We start from the raw sequence: 17,195 nt of genomic DNA, 5'->3' as shown, positions 1-17,195 counted from the left end.
CTTACTCAATACGTCGCTTACGGTTGAAGAAGGGAAAGCGGGATCCCATGCTAAAAAAGGTTGGGCACCGTTTACCGATCGGGTCATCGAAGTATTAGGAACACAGACACAACCAATCGTATTCATCCTCTGGGGAAATCATGCGAAGAGTAAAAAAACGCTGATCGATACGGATCGTCATCTTGTTCTTGAAGCTGTCCATCCGAGTCCCTTATCCGCAAGTCGTGGATTTTTCGGTAGTAAACCGTATTCGCAAACGAATGCTTGGCTGAAAGAGCAGGGAAGAGAGCCGATCGACTGGTGTTTGTCGTAAATTAAAAGCGTGTGTCCCGTTGAATGCGGAACACACGCTTTTTGAGTTACTTAGCGGCTTGAGATCGCCGGTTCCTCATCCATCATGAATTTTTCGACGACGAGAGCAACACCATCTTCATCGTTCGAAGCGGTCATATACTGTGCTTTTTCTTTGACGGTATCGGCTGCATTCGCCATCGCGACACCAAGACCTGCCCATTCAATCATCGATAGATCGTTGTTACCGTCTCCACAAGCAATGACTTCTTCTTGAGAGATTCCTAGTTTTTCAGACAGTAAGGCAAGGCTTGTGCCTTTTGTGACACCATCTTCTGTGAATTCAAGGAAAAATGGCTTCGAGCGAGCTACCGCGAGTTCACCCGCAAGTTCCTGTTGAAGGGTCTGTTCGACACGCGCGAGGTGCGTCTCTTCTGCCATCATTAAACACTTAACGACAGGTGTTTGAATCGCTGCCTTAAAATCAGCGACAGGGATGACTTCCATGCCTGTCAGTTGTCCTTCAAGCGTCGTATACTCGTTTGGTTGTTCTGTCAGGATTTCATCTCCGATATACGTGTGGATGTAGACACCTTCCCGTTTACTTAAATCATCGAGGCGGTGGACCGTCTCTGGGGAAAGCGTGCTGAGGAAGAGCGACTCGTTCGTTTTACAATCGATGATCGAAGCGCCATTGAAGCTCAGGATGTAACTGCCGTAGCGTGCAAGTTCCAGTTCTTTTGCGAGGTCGAGCATGGCAAAAGTCGGACGACCGCTAGCGAGCACGACCTTCTTCCCGCGTCGCTGCGCAGCGAGTAAAGCTTCTTTCGTACGTGGTGAAATCGTATGGTCACTTGTCAACAAGGTATCATCTAAATCGAGAACAATCATTTTATACGTCATACATTCAAACCCCTTTCAATTATCTGTATATCGTAACAACTTGTGTCCCATTCGACAATATACTCTCCTCGAAGAGAGTATGATAAAGTGGAAACAGAGCCCGTACGGAAAGGATTCCAACTTTATGAAATATCTCTTCATGATCATATCAAGTCTATTATTAGCAGGATGCAGTACGATGTTTCCGCATCCTGCCTCTCTACTCGAACATCCGTCCCTTCCGGCATGGGAGCAGTCGTTGAAAGAACGGATTGACCGCGATTTGCCGAAACAGGCAGAGATCGTGGCGCCACGAAATCAAGCGGTATCCCGCCTATACGAACTCGTCGACTTAGATCGAAACGGTAAAGATGAAGCGATCACCTTCTACCGTAGCGAGCAGGACGGGCGCTTCACGATTCATCTGCTCGTCCATGAACGACAAGGCGAAAAATGGCGACTCGTGGCGCGACAGACGGTAGCTGACGGTCGAGCCATCGATCGACTCGAAGTCATAACTGACGCACGACATAAACAAAACCATCTGGTCATCGGGATTACCAGTTATGGTGAAAATACGTTATACATCATTGAGCAGTTACTATCGAAGCAACGAGACGTCACGAAAGTCGATCGGTATGATCGTCTGTCGGTAGCTGATTTAAATCAAGATCGAGAGCGGGATATGGTGCTTCTGCAAAAGGGCAGTCCGTCTCGTTTGATCTATTATAAAGACATCCTGTCGAAAGAGCACCAAGAGACGACACTTTCAACGCAGGATGGCGATTTATTCGCAGAACATGATTTATTTGAAGTCGATACGATCAATGCCGCTCGAAATAAAGGCTTGATCGTATCGTATACACGAGATGCGAAAATGCACATCGCATTATTCCGTTTAGCGAACGATACATTGGAACAGGTTCGTTTCGGTCAGGTCGATGAGATCGTCGAACCGATGTATACCTTCCCGAAAGATGTCGATCAAGACGGAATCGTCGAGTTTGGTCATCAGTATACGCCAGAAGGCAGTAAAGGGCGTGAGGGTGAACCAAAACCACGCATCACGGCATACTACACATGGAATGGATCAGATAATCCGCCATTTCTCGAGAGTGGGTTCGAATTGCGAGAAGAGCAGTACATCGATCAAGAATACAATTTCGTCATGCGGTTCCCTGCCAACTGGGCGACGCGTGAAACGATCGAGAAACGCGAAAATCGTGTTCGGTTCATCAATCGAGAAACGAAGCAGATTGATTTCGAATTAGAGGTCATTCCGAAGAATCAATACATTGCTAGTGATCAAAAACGAAAAATCAAAGAAGGTATCGATTATGTCTATGTGATTGATGCGACGAAGGAATATGAAGTGTTCGTCAATCGTGTCACACTCGTGGAATAAAGAATCAGGGGGAGAAAAGAATGACCAAAATACTAGTAGCCGAAGATGAACATGCGATTCGCAGTTTCATCGTCATTAATTTGAAACGAGCAGGCTATGATGTCATCGAGGCGGAAAATGGGAAAGAAGCGCTTGCGCGGTTTGATCAACAAACCTTCGACATTCTGTTACTCGATATCATGATGCCAGAAGTCGACGGTTTTGCCGTCTGTGAACAGGCGCGGGCAAAGGATGAAGTCGTCGGGATCATCATGCTGACGGCACGGACACGAGAAGAGGATAAAGTCATGGGACTGAGCGTAGGAGCGGACGATTATATCGCGAAGCCATTCAGTCCAGCAGAGCTACTCGCGCGCATCCAGTCGCTCCTGCGACGGGTAGAGACATTACGTCGCAGAAAACAGCCACGTGAACTCGTCTCTGGACCGTTTCGGATTGATTTAGGCGCGAAGCGCGTCCAAAAAGAAGGTGTCGACGTCGAAGTGACACCAACTGAATACGATTTACTTTGCCACTTCATTAAAAACGAAGATCAAGTCATGTCGCGAGATGAATTACTCGATGCGGTATGGGGTGAGAATTACTTTGGTGATCGGAAGACGGTTGATGTCAACATTCGCCGTCTTCGTCAAAAAATCGAAGAAAATCCAGCGGAACCGAAGTTCATCGAGACATTGTGGGGACATGGATACAAGTGGCGTAACGAAGAATGAAGCGCCAGATATTAATGCGGTTCATGACGATTATCACGGTGACAGTCTTACTCGTCATCGGGATCCTCTCGTTCGTGACCTATAACTATTACTACGTGACGGCGACGGATGTCTTGAAACGTCATGCGAATGCGAGTGCTGTCTTATTTGCGAATAGTGGCCTTGCTTATGATTACGCCGATTCAGAAGCGACGATCCATGACGTACTTGATTCTTACGCTTATCCAGACGCTGAGATCGAAGTGTTGGATGCGACAGGGATTCCGCGTTACTCTTCGACCGGATTCATCTCGGAACGTAAGTTGACGCGAGCGGCGATCAATCAAGTAAGAGCGGGGCAGACTGTCACGAAACGATATGACGATGAGGCGACGGGAGAACATTTACTGGAAGTAACAGAACCTGTCGTGTCGTTCGGTCAGACGACGGGAGCGCTTCGTTATACGACGTCGCTTGAGCGAATCGATCGACGTGTGATCGAAATTTGTTTAGCGATCGTCCTCCTGGGTACAGTAATTTGGGGACTTGCCTTCATCTATTCCTCACGTCTCGTCTCGTCGATCGTCCGACCGATTCAAGAAGTCATCGGTGCATCGGATCAAATCGCGAAACAGCATTACGACGTCAAGGTGAACGAGGAATACTCGTTCGAGCTTGGAGAACTAGCGCGGACGATCAATTATATGGGACAACAGATTAAACAGCAGGAAACGTTGAAAGATGAATTCATTTCTGGTATCTCCCATGAATTACGGACACCGCTGACATCAATCAAAGGCTGGAGTGAAACGTTACTCGTCGAACAGGATCAGTTGCCGGAAGAGGCGTCGCTTGGGATGGGCATCATTCATTCGGAGACGGAGCGTTTGATTTCGCTCGTTGAGCAGCTACTCGATTTCTCGAAACTCGAGACGAGTCGGCTCGTCTTATACCGTCAGGAAGTCAACTTGACGGAAATCATCGAGACCGTGACGGCGCAACTGCGTCAAAAGCTGGAAGAAAAAAATGTCCAGATCGTACAGAAGTTACCGGCACAAGTCGTCGGTCTATACGACGAAAACCGATTGAAACAAGTCTTCTTGAACCTGCTTGATAATGCGATCCGCTTTTCTCCAGTCGGTGGCACGATCACCATTCGACTCGTTCGTTCAGAGCGTGTATTGTTCCTCTCCTTCAGTGATGAAGGTCCCGGGATTCCGAAAGAGCACTTACGTCACGTCACAGAAAAATTCTATCAAGTGCAAAAAGGAAAGGGTGGAACAGGGCTCGGCCTATCGATTTGTCGAGAACTCGTCGAAGCACATGAAGGCAAGCTATTCATTGATAATCAGCCGGAAGGCGGCGTCATTGCGACGATTCTGCTACCTGTCACGAAAGCGTAAACACTGAGACGGGCAGAGTGAAACAGAAACTGGTAAAGTTAAGTGGATTATAGTACGAAATGGATCAGATGATAGGAAACGGAGGAATCAGTCATGGCACTTGGTGTTTCAAATGGTACGCTTCAACCGCTCTCTGGAAAACCGAACGCGGTATCTACTCAAACCGATCTACAGGATATGAAAATGCGTCCGCTCCCGTTCAAAGGAACGCTTGCAGATTCGAAGTTCCAACTCTTACGTATCCTACAAAGCCTCGACCGCGTCAAAGTCGTCAAGGAGGAAGGGGCATACATCCATGCCATCTTCACGAGTAAAGTCTTTCGCTTCAAGGATGACGTCGAATTTTACTTCGATGAAGCCGCACAAGTGATTCATTTCCGTTCGGCATCGCGTGTCGGATACTCCGACTGGGGCGTCAACCGTAAACGGATGGAAGACATCACACGTCGTTACGAGGAGGGCTTGCGATGAAGACCTATCAATTAGTTGTCATTGGTGGTGGGGCAGCCGGAATGACGATTGCTGCTGGTGCAGCAAGTCTCGGCGCGCACGTCGCACTGATCGAACGGCATACGCACCTAGGCGGAGATTGTCTCCACTATGGTTGTGTTCCTTCAAAGGCGTTGATCGAAGCGGCGCACGATGTCCATGTCATGAAGCGAACGGCTGAAAAATATAACGTGACGCTGAACGGGGATGCGGTCTATTCGAAAACGAAAGCAAGCGTCGATCGAGCACGTAACATCATTCAATCACATGATGGCACGAAACGGTTCGAAGACCTTGGTGTCGATGTCTATATCGGAGAAGCGACATTCCTCAGTGCTCATGAAGTGGAAGTGGCGGGACAGCTTGTCGTAGGTGAGAAGTTTGCGATCTCGACGGGATCTCAACCCATCATTCCACCGATTGATGGACTCGATACGATTGATTATTTAACGAACGAGACGATCTTCGAATTAACGGAGCGTCCGGAGCGACTGCTCGTTATCGGTGGTGGAGCGATTGGTCTTGAGTTATCGCAAGCATATGCGCATCTTGGAACAGAAGTCACGGTCATCGAGGGAATGAAGACGTTACTCGGAAAAGAAGACCGTGACATGGTCGAAGTCATTCAACGTCAGCTCGAACAAGAATTGACGTTACATCTCGATACGAAGGTCACGCACGTCCGCAAGTCGGCCGGGGGCATCGAAGTGACGGTTGAAGCAAACGGCGAATCACGTGTCATTGAAACGGATGCCGTGCTTGTCGCAGTCGGTCGTAAGCCACGCATCGAAGCACTACGTCTCGACCGAGCTGGTGTACACGTCGAGAAAGGATTCGTCCAAGTCGATGGTTCACTTCGAACAAGTCAGCGACACATCTTTGCGGTTGGAGATACGATCAACTCGCTCCCATTTACGCACGTCGCAGGACTTGAAGGAAAAACGGTCGTTACGAATGCTTTATTCGGTCTACGGACGAAGCCGGATTATCGAGCGGTTCCGTGGGTCACATTCACGACGCCTGAATTATTCCATCTCGGATTGACGGAAGACGAGGCACGCAAGAAACATGGAGAGATCAAGGTCTATCAGACCGGTCTCGATGAAGTCGATCGTTTCGTCATCAATGGTCAGACGGAAGGGCGCGTCAAGCTCATCGCCGATAAGCGTGGAAAACTGATTGGAGCACATGCAATCGGAGAACAAGCAGGTGAGTGGATGCAAGAAGTCGTCTATGCGATGGCACGTAAAGATAAGGTCGGTCAATTGTCGCGTGTCGTCCATCCGTATCCGATCCGTGGTGCTGCGGTTCAGCGTGCTGCTGATGTCTACTGGCGTGAACGTCTATTCGCTGGTCCGATCCCAAAATGGTTGAAACGTTATTTCGACTGGAAACAAGGAGAATGATACATGCAACAACCTGCTACTAAACGGAATTTCGTCCCACTCGTCATCCTGTTGACGCTTGTCATCAATCTGCTCGTGGCGCTTTTATTCTTTGCACCACCTGTACAAGTTGATTCAGGATTCGATTGGACGTTTCTTCCTTTTTTGAATGCCATCTTCAATAGTTTTACCTTCATGCTGTTGCTCGGTGCTTGGGTTTCCATTCGTCGTGGCAATCGGGTGAATCATCGTCGCTTCATTGGTGGTGCGATGACGACGACGACTTTATTCTTAATTTCGTACGTCACGTATCATGCCGTCAGTGAATCGACGAAATTCGGAGGCGAAGGTTTCGTTCGCCCTGTCTATTTCTTCATTCTGATTACGCACATTATTCTAGCTGCAGTCATCGTCCCACTCGTCTTGATGTCACTCGCGCACGCTGTGAATCAAAACTTCGAGAAGCATAAAAAGTGGACACGCTTTACGATGCCGCTTTGGTTATACGTCAGCTTAACGGGCGTCATCGTCTATATCATGATTCGTCCGTATTATTAAAAAGACTCCTTCGTGTCTACCACGAAGGAGTCTTTTTAATGGTCAGGATTTAACTTTTGTTTCGTCAAGTACATTCGCTTTTAAGTCGATCAATGGTCGAATTAACACTTCGACACGGCGATTTTTGCTACGACCGGCTTCCGTTTGATTGGACGCAATCGGTTGGAATTCTCCGTAACCGCTGACGGTGAAGCGTTTTGGTTCAAGCTTTGGGTTCCGTTGTAAGGCACGCATGAAACTGATCGCTCGGTCCGCGCTCAGTTCCCAGTTCGACGGATACTGTGCTGTATTAATTGGGATGTTATCCGTATGACCAGAGACTTGGATTTGACGTTGCCCTGCTTTGACGAGCAGTGCACTCATGCCTTCTGCGATTTGAAGCGAGCGTCCTTTTACTTCTGCTTGAGCTGGTGAGAACAACGCGCGATCACGAATCGTAAAGACAAGTCCTTCGTTCGTGATTTCGACCTTGATGTCTTTCTCAAGTTGTTCATTTTTGATGTATTGATTGGCTTCTTCCTTAATCTTTTCGAGTTCTGCGATTTCATAACTTTGTGCTTTTGTCCGTGCATCGAGCTTTTTCGAATCCTCTTCTTCTTGAGTAGAGAGTGAGCTATTCGTAATCATCCCTGAACCACCGTTGAAGACGGAGCTAAACGACTGGGACATTGCTTTTAACTTGACGGCATCGACATTACTCGAAGCAAACAGAACGATGAAGAGCGCGAGAAGCAAGGTCAATAAGTCGGCGTAGGGAATTAACCAGCCTTCGGAGATATGTTCGTCATGCGGCTTCTTTTTCCGCTTCATAGTTCGCACGCTCCTTCGGTGTCAGGTACACGAGTAGCTTATCTTCTAAGTTCTTCGGGGATTCACCGTTTTGAATCGAGAGAATCCCTTCAATCATCATTTCATACAGCTGAATCTCGCTTGCTGATTTTTGCTTCAGCTTCGTTGCGAACGGGAACCATAGGACGTATCCGGTGAAAATCCCGAATAACGTCGCAATGAAGGCACCTGAAATCGCGTGACCTAATTTTTCGATATCCGATAAATCGGATAGGGCGGCAACAAGACCGACAACGGCACCGAGAACCCCAAGCGTTGGAGCATAGGTTCCAGCTTGCGTGAAAATGTTCGCATTTGCATGATGGCGTTCCGTCATGTTTTCGAGGTCGCGTGTCATGACGTCCTCGACATATTCGGATGGTTGTCCATCGATGACCATCATGACGCCACGCTTCATGAAGGCATTATCGACTTCTTCAAGTGCTGATTCGAGAGATAACAGACCTTCTTTACGTGCTTGCGTCGAGAGTGTCAGAAATTGTCCGAGCAACACTTGTTTCGTCATCAGCTTTTGTTCAAATAAGATGACTTTAAACAAGGCAGGTAAGACTTTCAATCGTTCCTTCGGGAAGGAAATCATGATGGCAGCTGCTGTCCCGACGAAGATGATGACGAGGGCTGCTGGGTTAAGCAAAGCGACGGGAGGAGCACCTTTTAAGATCATACCTCCGACTAGTGTGATGAGACCAAGAATGATCCCGATGATCGACACGATATCCATGATTGATGTGTGCCACCTTTCTGTATGTAATCCGTATAGGAACGAAAAATAAAAGAGCAGAAGACACTTCTTCTGCTCGGAAATCCAAAAACCGAGAATCAAGCGCCGTTTTCGTCGATTAGCATTTGAATGCTTTCGTTTCGTTCGTCACGCTCTATATCGGTCAGTACGTCGTATTTTTTTAACACTTGATACAATTCATTTAGAATCGGTTGCTCCAAATGTAATGATAAGAGTTCCTCGAATTGATAATACAATTGCGCAGGCATCCATTGTGATTGTCGTTCCAGCCTTCGCCAGACATCCTCAATCGAATGATCAGCCGTCTTAGGGTCCACTGTTTCCCTCAACCTCCTTTAATGATTACACGTCCACTTTTATCTAGTTTACCAAAAAAATACGAAAACGTTTAGTCGATTGCATATTTCGATAGAACTTCTTAATTCGAGGGAGTATGATAAAGACAATTCTGTCTGAAAACAATCTAGGGGGAGTAAGATGTTCTCGCATAAAAGACGTTCACGACTCGCACGCTTCGGGCGTTTAGGTGAATTGATGTATCATCAGCTATTCGATAAACCAGCACGTTTCATCGCAACGGGCTTCACATTGACGATTTTACTGGGTGGTTTTTTATTGTGGCTTCCGATCTCACAACAAGAGGGGCAAGATGTATCATTCATCGATTGCCTATTCGTTGCGACATCGGCAGGAACCGTCACAGGACTGTCACCGATTAATATTGCCGAATCCTATAATTTACTCGGTCAAATCATCATGATGCTCTTAATTCAGGTCGGTGGACTTGGATTCATGACGATCGCGCTCGTCTTGCTCAGCGTCACGGGACGAAAAATCGGGATTCGTCAGCGGATCATTATCCAAGAGATGTTTAATCTCGATAGTCCGGGCGGAACGATTCGTCTCGTTCGTAATATCATCGTCACGACGGTCCTCGTTGAGATCGTCGGCATGTTTTTGATTGCGCTTGATTTGTTCATTCAATACAAATACAGCTTCGGAAAAGCACTCTATTACGGTTTGTTCCACGCCGTATCTGCCTTCAACAATGCAGGATTCGCACTATGGGGTGATAATCTAATCGGTTTCCAACAAGATACGACATTCATTCTGACGATTGCAGCGCTCTTGATGATTGGTGGTCTTGGTTTTACGGTCATCGCGGATATCGCTGGTAAACGAAACTTCAAGAAAATTTCGCTCCATTCTAAATTGATGGTGCTATCACTACTCGTCATCAATGGACTAGGTGTTTTAGCAATGATGCTCTACGAATGGGTTTCGAACTTGGGTTCATTAAAAGATGAATCGTTCTTCAGTGCGCTCCATATCGTGTTCTTCCAAGTCGTCACGACACGAACGGCTGGTTTCCAGACGATCGATTTAACGACGATGGTGCCGCTCTCGATCGGTTTGATGATGGTTTTGATGTACATCGGGGCAGGTTCCGCATCAACAGGTTCCGGGATCAAGGTCACGACGGCAGCGGTCATCTTGAAAAATGTCTGGACGTATATACGCGGACAGCGTGAAACGGTTTTGATGCGTCGGACCGTTCAGACGCAGGCGATTCAAAAGGCATATGCGATTGCTGTCTTCAGTTTATTGTTCATCGCTTTGATCACGACGTTCCTGGCATTGACCCAGCCGAATATTTCCTTTATTGGTCTATTCTTTGAGACCGTTTCGGCATTTGGAACAGTTGGTCTTTCTTTGAACGTAACAGCTGAGCTCAATAGCTTTGGTAAGTTTTTGATCATGTTCATGATGCTACTCGGACGTGTCGGCTCCTTGACGATTCTGTTCACGTTCGCGACGCAACGAGACCGGACGATTCGTTATCCAAAAGAAAATATGTTGATCGGGTAACCGATTTAAAAAGTCCAATCGACTTCCCTTGTGGAAGAACGATTGGACTTTTTTAGTGTGTTGCGTGTGTTTGGTAATACTGGACGAGTCGAGGCATCGTTTCTGCAAGGTCTGGACAAATAATACCAGTGTCCCGTAAGTCACGTAAGGCATGTGTCGTGTCATATTGAACGGGATGAATGAAGTAGTCAAGTGTCTGCCGTTGCATCTGAAGTCGTTTCGCGACAGCTGGAGTCAATGCCGTGCTAACGAGTCGAAACGGAACGATTCCGCGCGGATAACGTCCATAATAGGCGACGTGTAACATCTCAAAAATCGCGCGTGCGCCATGTGGGAATGGATCCGTCAGATGATAGGTCTTATTTCTTCCGACCGGTGCATGGCTGAGATAAGCAGTCGCTTCAATGACGTAATCATAGGGCACGAGATTGACGAGTGCATTTGCTCGACCTGGGTATGGAAGAGGAGCGAAGGATTGCAGGAGACGCATTACGTTCAAAACGAAATACACCCCGTCCCATTTCGGTGTTTCGCCCGTTTCGGAATGACCGACGACGATTCCAGGACGGATGATCGTATAGGGGATCGTTCCGATTTCTTTACGGAAACGTACCTCTGCTAAATATTTCGTTTCTTCATAAGCATTTTTAAAGGTACTTGCTTGTAACTCATCTTCTAGAACCATTCCAGAACGAAGACCCGAGACATACGCTGTACTGAAGTAAATGTAACGCTCTAAGGTTCGACACGTATGAGCAAACTGTGTCACGTTCGCGGTACCGATCACATTGATCCGAAAGGCGGGTTCATATGCTGTTGCTAAATCATATAGCGCCGCGAGATGAAAGATGTGTGTGACGTCTTGTTGCAACATCATCCGCGCCTCTGATGATAAAGCAAGCTGTTCGACCGTGATATCGCCTTCGTGCAATACAAGTTGCTCCGATCGTAAGGATGTACGTTCTAGAAGATCCTGGCGTCGCTTAACAGCTGCGTTTCGCTCTGACGGTAAATGAAGCAAATGAAAACAAGCGATTTGATCCGGTACACGTGCCAGTTGTTCGATCAGTTTGGTCGCTAAAAAACCGGGGAAACCCGTCATGAAGTAGGTCCGCATCAATTCCATTCCTTTCTTGGATCACGTTCGAGTACAACGGTGAACGTCGAACCATCATTGATTTCTGATTCAACGGAAATCGCACCTCCGTGTGATTCGATGATTTCCTTACAGATGGCAAGTCCGAGTCCGGTTCCGCCGATTTTCCGGATGTCTGAGTTATCGACCCGGTAAAATTTCGTAAAGAGCTTTTCAAAAGCATTTTGTGGAATGCCGAGTCCATGATCTGTCACAGAGAACGTTGCTTGTTCCGGATTGGCTGAAAGAATGACTCGAATATGATCCGCCTGTGGAGAATATTTAATGGCGTTCGAAAGCAAGTTCAAGATCACCTGCTTGATTTTGTGCTCGTCCGCAAAAATCAGAACAGGATCCTCTGGTAGTTCTAGATCAATTCGATGCGTCTCGACGGTCTCACCATAGGCATCGACGGTTGATGCGAGAAGATCGCGTAACGAGAACGACGTGAAGGTATACTCCTGTTTTCCACCTTCTAGACGCTGAATGTCTAAAAACTCATTTAATAGCGTCGTCAATCGTTTCGTCTCTTCGTGAACGATCTCAACATACCGTTCGATTCGATCAGCCGATTGTTTTTTATATCGTAGTAATTCCATATAGCCAAGAATGGAGGACAGTGGCGTGCGCAACTCATGCGATACTGTACTGACGAGTTCGTCTTTTACTTGATCCATCTTCGCTTCCTCTGTCCGGTCACGGAAAACAAATAGGAAGCCATGACGAGAAATGCGGCTCTTCTCCTTTTTGATCGCAGTCGCATAAAATTCGAAATAAAGTGGACTGGACTCATTTGGTCGCTGTAACGTGAAACGAAACGATAGTTCAGAATGTTTTCCGGCGAGTAATTCTTCTACTTGTCGGAGCATCTCGAATCGAGTGTTCAAATCGAGATTCGGAATCAGACTGATTCGTTCTTGAATCTTACTTGGTGCAATGCCTGGGACATCGAGTAATTTGCGTGCTTTGACGTTCATGAAGATGAAACTTCCATCCTCTTCTGTCAGTAGGAAACCTTCATTGGATGCTTGAAGAATCGATTGTGTGATATCACGCTGACGCATGATGGCATTTTTTTCGCGTTCAAGCATTTTCTCAATCTTTTTTCGTTCGGTAATATCACGAACGACGGCGACACGCATCCGGATATTGTTGTAGATGATTTCACGCGGGAAGACTTCGATTTCGACAGAGGTTCCGTCGGCACGTTGACCGAGAACTTCGTATGGTTCTTCTCGATGCTCCTCGATGCGTTGCAAGACACGCGCGTGATGATCCGGATGAATCAATTCAAGCGTCGTCTTGCCTTTCATTTTCTCGAGTTTCGTCCGGAAAATGACTTCTGCTGCGCGATTGGCATCGATGATGATTCCGTGGTCATGAAAGATGACGGCTTCAACGACGGATTCCGAGAAGAGTCGGAAGCGGCGTTCGCTTTTCGTCAGATGCCATTCGATTTGTTTTTGCGGTGTGATGTCCTGAATGAGCAGGAAGTAAGTATCGTTTGGTAACCGTGTCATATAAAGGCGTCCATGGAACGTTGAGCCATCCAAACGATGATAGGTCCATTCATTTTCGGCTTCCCGTCCATGCAGTAAAAAAAGTTGCGCGTCCGATAAGTCTTTTAAGTTCAATTGTTCGAGATGTTGACGGCGGGTAGTGATTTCCTTCGCATCATGTAGAACCGTCGCTTGGAGACCCATGATGTCTTCGGCATGCTCGAAACGAAATAAGGTGCTTGCCACCTCGTTACAGGTTTGAATCCGAAACTCGGAGTCGGTGATGAATAGAGCAGTATCTAGTGTTGAATTGAATAAGTCCTCGATTTTCAGGGGAGCGACATGGACAAGAAAATAGTCCGTCGCTTCAATCGCTGTGACTGTTAATTGATATGTCGTTGAAATGACGGCTTCCTTCTGTAATGGAAAGAAATCATCCGTGATGGGAAACAGCTCCTGAATGGTTTCGATATTCGGAGCGTTCATGAACTGGTGTTGAAACGCGTCATTATGAAATTGAATCTTTCCATTTGCATCGACTAGAAGAACGGGGTCTTTCATAGCACGTATCGTCGCGTGAATGATTCGTATCGATGAAGGGGATGAATGTTCTGCCATGAGCTACCTCCTGACTGGTCTTCGACCATGGATTTTAAGACAGTCTTTCCTCAGCTTACTTCTGCAAGATGAGGCGTGTTTCCTGTTGAAGGAAGCAACCGACGAAGAATTTTAGTATAGTGAAAAAAAGGTCACGACGAAGTAGAGGAGAAAAGCACGATGAAACGATTGAAACGAAAACGATTGTTACTAGCAGCTTTGTTTGCAATGATAGGAATTTTCGGAACTTATTTTTTTTCGAGTTCTTGGGAACCTTTAATCTTAATCATCAGTATAGTAGGGTGTATCCTTTTTCTTCTTTTGTCCATTTTAACGCCGTCGCTTGAAAAACGACTCGATCGAATGGAAGGACGAGAATTTGAAGAATGGCTTGCCGATTTATTTGAAACAGCAGGATATCGAGTCGAGTTGACACCTGCTTCACGCGACTTCGGAGCAGATTTGTTGATAGAGGATGAACGAGGGTATAAGATTGCCATCCAGGCAAAGCGATATAGTGCGGCTGTAGGGCTCGAAGCGGTTCAACAGGTCGCTGCCTCGGTTCCATTCTATGGGATGGACGAGGGGTGGGTCGTTACGAATTCGACCTTTACGGAAGCTGCATATCAGCTAGCGGAACCAAATCAGGTTCGCCTCATTGATCGGGAAGAATTGCTCGCATTTGCAAAGGAGATGAACCTGCATTGAACATGTCGAATGATTGTCGACAAAAGGGGGTTGTCAATTTGGAGAAACGGTGCAATAATCATTTTCGTTAACGAAATATCATACAGATAAAGAAAGTTAAACTATACAGGATGTCTAAATAAACTGGGGACGAAAAACCAGCACGTTTTAGCAGTGAGAGGAGAATTTCTGTTGCGCAAAGTTGTCTATGTGCAGGGTTGCGTTTTTTCGCAAGGTCATGCCGCGATTTATGATGAAGCGCACCAAATGATCGGTGCGGTTCAACACGACGAGAATGGTCGTGTTCAAGTAATGAATGGTGAAGGTAGAGGGGTAGCGTTTGGTAAGTTCATTCCGACGTGTAAGAAGTGGGTCGTGATGAACCATGATGGACAAGAGGTAGGTCAAATGCGTGAGAAGTTTTCGCTCTTCTCGAAGAAATGTGAGTACAACGTGTATGAGCGTGGTACATTCACGATTTCCTTCGACCTGACAAAAGGAAAATTCTCCGTACGGAGTGCAGCTGGAGAAGTCGTTGCTGAATTGTTGCAAGACGGTGATGAGTACCGTCTCGTCAAGGATGCTGACAAACTCTCGATGTACGAACTACTCTCTGTCTTGAAAAGTCTGACGAACAACGTCCACTATAAATCACTGACAGCCGTCTAAATAAAAAAAGATGCCTTCCATGACATGGATGGCATCTTTTTTTCATCATGTCGTTTGCAGAACATGATGGAGACGTTGTTTCGCTTCGTGTGTTAAATGCGATACACGACGGGCATAGAGACACAGTTGGAGAACGTGGACAGTTTCAGGGCGGTAAGCGTTAATGCGCTCGAGCGAGCGTCTGAGACGCTTCTCCGTCAATTCGATCGGACCACTTGTCTCCGCGTGTTGCGTATAGACGAGGTAAAAATTAAGCGGACTGATTAAATCATCCTCATCAATATTCGGATTCTTAAAGACGATCGTCAGTAGTTCTCGTGTTTCTTCTAACGAGAAGAGGTGTTTCAAATCATCCAGTAGATAGATGATCGAAGCTTGATTGATCGAGTACTTCTTTCCGCGATGCGGTACGCCGATGATGTCCCGGACTTCACGTTTCGTCCAGTTCTGGATCGTCGTCGCTGACATATGTTCGCCGATCAGGGCATTTGCCAAATGAACGATTTCATTGATAGATAGACCATTTTTTAATGGATCGAATTGCTTCAAGCGATTGATGACCTTCGGCAATTCTGTGCCTTCCGTTGCGACGAGGGGTTCGATTCCTTTTCCTTCGTTCAAGCGTTGCAGACAACTTGATAATGTTTGGACTGCTTGAGCATCATACATTTCCAAAACTTCCTCTCTAGGACGTCATTTGACCTTATGTTATCAAATGAAGGTTCAATAGGGCAAATGACAACTGAAACAACGTACAATAATAGGAAAGAAAGGGGGAATGACGATGGAATGGATAGCTGCTCTTGGCACGATTGGAATCGTCGGGCTAGTTCTCGTCATCCTGGAGGTCATTGGACGCCGTTTCGGCTTTTCTCCCGAGACGGTTCGGAAATGGATTCATATTGCTGTCGGTCACTGGGTATTTCTTGCGCTGCTCTGGCTCGATCACTGGTACGTTGCGATCGTACCGCTGTTATTCTTTGCTGTCGTAAATCTAGTGACACTACGAAAAGGAATCGGTCAGATGCACGATGTCGATCGTCCTTCTTACGGAACGGTCTATTATCCACTCGCTCTAGCGGGACTCGTCCTGTTCTTCTTCGAGCGACAACCGATGGCGCTTGTTGCGGGAAGCATGGTGCTTGCTTGGGGCGACGGTCTCGCGGCTCTCGTCGGAAAACGCTTCGGGAAGACGTTTTACGTCCGTGGTGAGACGAAGCGATCCTTTGAAGGAAGTATCGCCCTGTTTTTGGCGTCATTCCTCGTGTTGACCGTGACGTTCTTGTTTTATGGACAACCGGTTTGGCTCGCTGTCAGTTATGGCTTCTTGCTTGCGAACATCGCAGCCTTGATCGAAGCCATCTCATATCGCGATCTCGACAACTTGATCTTGCCATGGACGATCGCGGCACTCGTCGCGTTTGCTTTTTAACGTTCAGTCGCGTAACAACAATTGTTTGAAATAGAGAAAGCGTAATCGAATATAGTCCGGATACGCACGCCAACCTGCATGACGGATTGTCATATCCCGACACATCTCCTGAAAGACATGGCGATAGATCTTTTCTTCGGAATCGTCATAAACAGCTGCGAACAAGCCATGCTCGAGCATGTTGGAAAGGCATTCGTCGAGCTGAGCGTAGAGGGTCTCGTCGCTGTCTTCGCGCAATGTAGCATGCAACTTCTCATATTGAATGCTTTGATTGACAGAAGCTGTCGCATGAAAGACGCTGGTTTTGTCGAGATGGGATACGCCAAGGATTAATGTATAGAGTGCTTCCAACATGTCGATTGAATGACCGTCTAATTGTTGGATGGAATCAATGGCCATCAGCGTATCGATTCCAGATGCGCCAACCTTCTTTAAATATGTAAACGCATGAACAGCGGACTCCCCATAAAATTGACGATGATTGTAATGGACGGCAAGGAAACGATGTCCTGCTGGCTCTTCAGGGAACCGTGTGATGGCTGAAAGGAAAAACTGTTCTGCTTCGTGCATATACCCTTCCTCTTCACTGATGATACCGAGGAGTATGTATC

The 17,195-nt window shown here is 46.9% G+C and carries 19 protein-coding genes; 11 read left to right on the top strand and 8 right to left on the bottom strand.

The features are described from left to right. Positions 1–313 (top strand): uracil-DNA glycosylase (locus tag F8N00_RS08235; protein ID WP_421018016.1); only part of this gene is annotated, 313 nt, incomplete at its 5' end. Positions 314–363: 50 nt separating this feature from the next. Here the strand turns inward: F8N00_RS08235 and F8N00_RS08230 are convergent. Beyond that, the gene (locus tag F8N00_RS08230) at positions 364–1,194 is read right to left on the bottom strand and encodes a Cof-type HAD-IIB family hydrolase (RefSeq protein ID WP_058265670.1); all 831 of its coding nucleotides are present in this window, start codon (positions 1,192–1,194) and stop codon (positions 364–366) included. A 124-nt stretch (positions 1,195–1,318) separates the two neighbouring features. On the opposite strand from F8N00_RS08230, the gene F8N00_RS08225 reads away from it, so the two are divergent. From F8N00_RS08225 to F8N00_RS08200, 6 genes are all read left to right on the top strand, one after another. Next, positions 1,319–2,578 (top strand): hypothetical protein, encoded by a 1,260-nt coding sequence (locus tag F8N00_RS08225; protein ID WP_244150233.1) that lies wholly within the window; start codon positions 1,319–1,321, stop codon positions 2,576–2,578. 20 nt (positions 2,579–2,598) lie between these two features. Then, positions 2,599–3,291 carry a response regulator transcription factor gene (locus F8N00_RS08220; protein ID WP_075642911.1) on the top strand — a complete coding sequence of 231 codons (693 nt, stop codon included), beginning with the start codon at positions 2,599–2,601 and terminating at the stop codon, positions 3,289–3,291. Further along, entirely contained in the window at positions 3,288–4,673 is a 1,386-nt protein-coding gene (locus tag F8N00_RS08215) for a sensor histidine kinase (RefSeq protein ID WP_023469703.1), read from the top strand. Before F8N00_RS08220 ends, F8N00_RS08215 begins: the two co-directional genes overlap by 4 nt. A gap of 93 nt (positions 4,674–4,766) precedes the next feature. Next, on the top strand, positions 4,767–5,144 hold the full coding sequence (locus tag F8N00_RS08210) for a DUF1499 domain-containing protein (RefSeq protein ID WP_023469702.1): 378 nt from the start codon (positions 4,767–4,769) through the stop codon (positions 5,142–5,144). Continuing rightward, positions 5,141–6,568, top strand: a complete 1,428-nt coding sequence (locus F8N00_RS08205) for a dihydrolipoyl dehydrogenase family protein (protein ID WP_029342906.1) — start codon at positions 5,141–5,143, stop codon at positions 6,566–6,568. The genes F8N00_RS08210 and F8N00_RS08205 overlap by 4 nt, the downstream gene beginning before the upstream one ends. A gap of 3 nt (positions 6,569–6,571) precedes the next feature. Next, complete coding sequence (locus F8N00_RS08200; protein ID WP_075642912.1) at positions 6,572–7,105, top strand: DUF420 domain-containing protein; 534 nt, start codon at positions 6,572–6,574, stop codon at positions 7,103–7,105. A 42-nt stretch (positions 7,106–7,147) separates the two neighbouring features. On the opposite strand, the gene motB is transcribed toward F8N00_RS08200, so the two are convergent. From motB to F8N00_RS08185, 3 genes are all read right to left on the bottom strand, one after another. Continuing rightward, positions 7,148–7,915 carry a flagellar motor protein MotB gene (gene motB / locus F8N00_RS08195; protein ID WP_075642913.1) on the bottom strand — a complete coding sequence of 256 codons (768 nt, stop codon included), beginning with the start codon at positions 7,913–7,915 and terminating at the stop codon, positions 7,148–7,150. Continuing rightward, a complete protein-coding gene (gene motA, locus F8N00_RS08190) occupies positions 7,890–8,675 on the bottom strand; it encodes a flagellar motor stator protein MotA (protein ID WP_023469698.1) in 786 nt (261 codons plus the stop codon). Before motA ends, motB begins: the two co-directional genes overlap by 26 nt. 98 nt (positions 8,676–8,773) lie before the next feature. Then, positions 8,774–9,013, bottom strand: a complete 240-nt coding sequence (locus tag F8N00_RS08185) for a hypothetical protein (protein WP_023469697.1) — start codon at positions 9,011–9,013, stop codon at positions 8,774–8,776. Positions 9,014–9,173: 160 nt separating this feature from the next. Between F8N00_RS08185 and F8N00_RS08180 the strand changes: the two genes are divergently transcribed. Beyond that, positions 9,174–10,565 carry a TrkH family potassium uptake protein gene (locus F8N00_RS08180; protein ID WP_035395598.1) on the top strand — a complete coding sequence of 464 codons (1,392 nt, stop codon included), beginning with the start codon at positions 9,174–9,176 and terminating at the stop codon, positions 10,563–10,565. Between the two features lie 52 nt (positions 10,566–10,617). On the opposite strand, the gene F8N00_RS08175 is transcribed toward F8N00_RS08180, so the two are convergent. Next, positions 10,618–11,682, bottom strand: coding sequence for an SDR family oxidoreductase (locus F8N00_RS08175; protein ID WP_075642914.1), 1,065 nt, complete (start codon positions 11,680–11,682; stop codon positions 10,618–10,620). Next, positions 11,682–13,817 carry an ATP-binding protein gene (locus tag F8N00_RS08170; RefSeq protein ID WP_058265673.1) on the bottom strand — a complete coding sequence of 712 codons (2,136 nt, stop codon included), beginning with the start codon at positions 13,815–13,817 and terminating at the stop codon, positions 11,682–11,684. The genes F8N00_RS08175 and F8N00_RS08170 overlap by 1 nt, the downstream gene beginning before the upstream one ends. 159 nt (positions 13,818–13,976) lie before the next feature. On the opposite strand from F8N00_RS08170, the gene F8N00_RS08165 reads away from it, so the two are divergent. Together F8N00_RS08165 and F8N00_RS08160 are read left to right on the top strand one after the other, a co-directional pair. After that, complete coding sequence (locus F8N00_RS08165) at positions 13,977–14,504, top strand: restriction endonuclease (RefSeq protein WP_023469692.1); 528 nt, start codon at positions 13,977–13,979, stop codon at positions 14,502–14,504. 171 nt (positions 14,505–14,675) lie between these two features. After that, positions 14,676–15,152, top strand: a complete 477-nt coding sequence (locus tag F8N00_RS08160; protein ID WP_023469691.1) for a hypothetical protein — start codon at positions 14,676–14,678, stop codon at positions 15,150–15,152. A gap of 45 nt (positions 15,153–15,197) precedes the next feature. Here F8N00_RS08160 and F8N00_RS08155 read toward each other — a convergent pair whose 3' ends face one another. Continuing rightward, a complete protein-coding gene (locus F8N00_RS08155; protein WP_023469690.1) occupies positions 15,198–15,821 on the bottom strand; it encodes a DUF1836 domain-containing protein in 624 nt (207 codons plus the stop codon). Between the two features lie 115 nt (positions 15,822–15,936). On the opposite strand from F8N00_RS08155, the gene F8N00_RS08150 reads away from it, so the two are divergent. Continuing rightward, on the top strand, positions 15,937–16,584 hold the full coding sequence (locus F8N00_RS08150) for a diacylglycerol/polyprenol kinase family protein (protein ID WP_075642915.1): 648 nt from the start codon (positions 15,937–15,939) through the stop codon (positions 16,582–16,584). A gap of 3 nt (positions 16,585–16,587) precedes the next feature. Here F8N00_RS08150 and F8N00_RS08145 read toward each other — a convergent pair. Continuing rightward, a partial coding sequence (locus F8N00_RS08145; RefSeq protein WP_421018015.1) for a hypothetical protein occupies positions 16,588–17,195 on the bottom strand: 608 nt, incomplete at its 5' end.

The sequence above is a fragment of the Exiguobacterium sp. A1_3_1 genome (genome assembly GCF_048985645.1).
Taxonomy (GTDB): domain Bacteria; phylum Bacillota; class Bacilli; order Exiguobacteriales; family Exiguobacteriaceae; genus Exiguobacterium_A; species Exiguobacterium_A indicum.
Note: the sequence above shows the minus strand (reverse complement) of the source record. Positions and strands in the feature narration are given on the sequence as shown.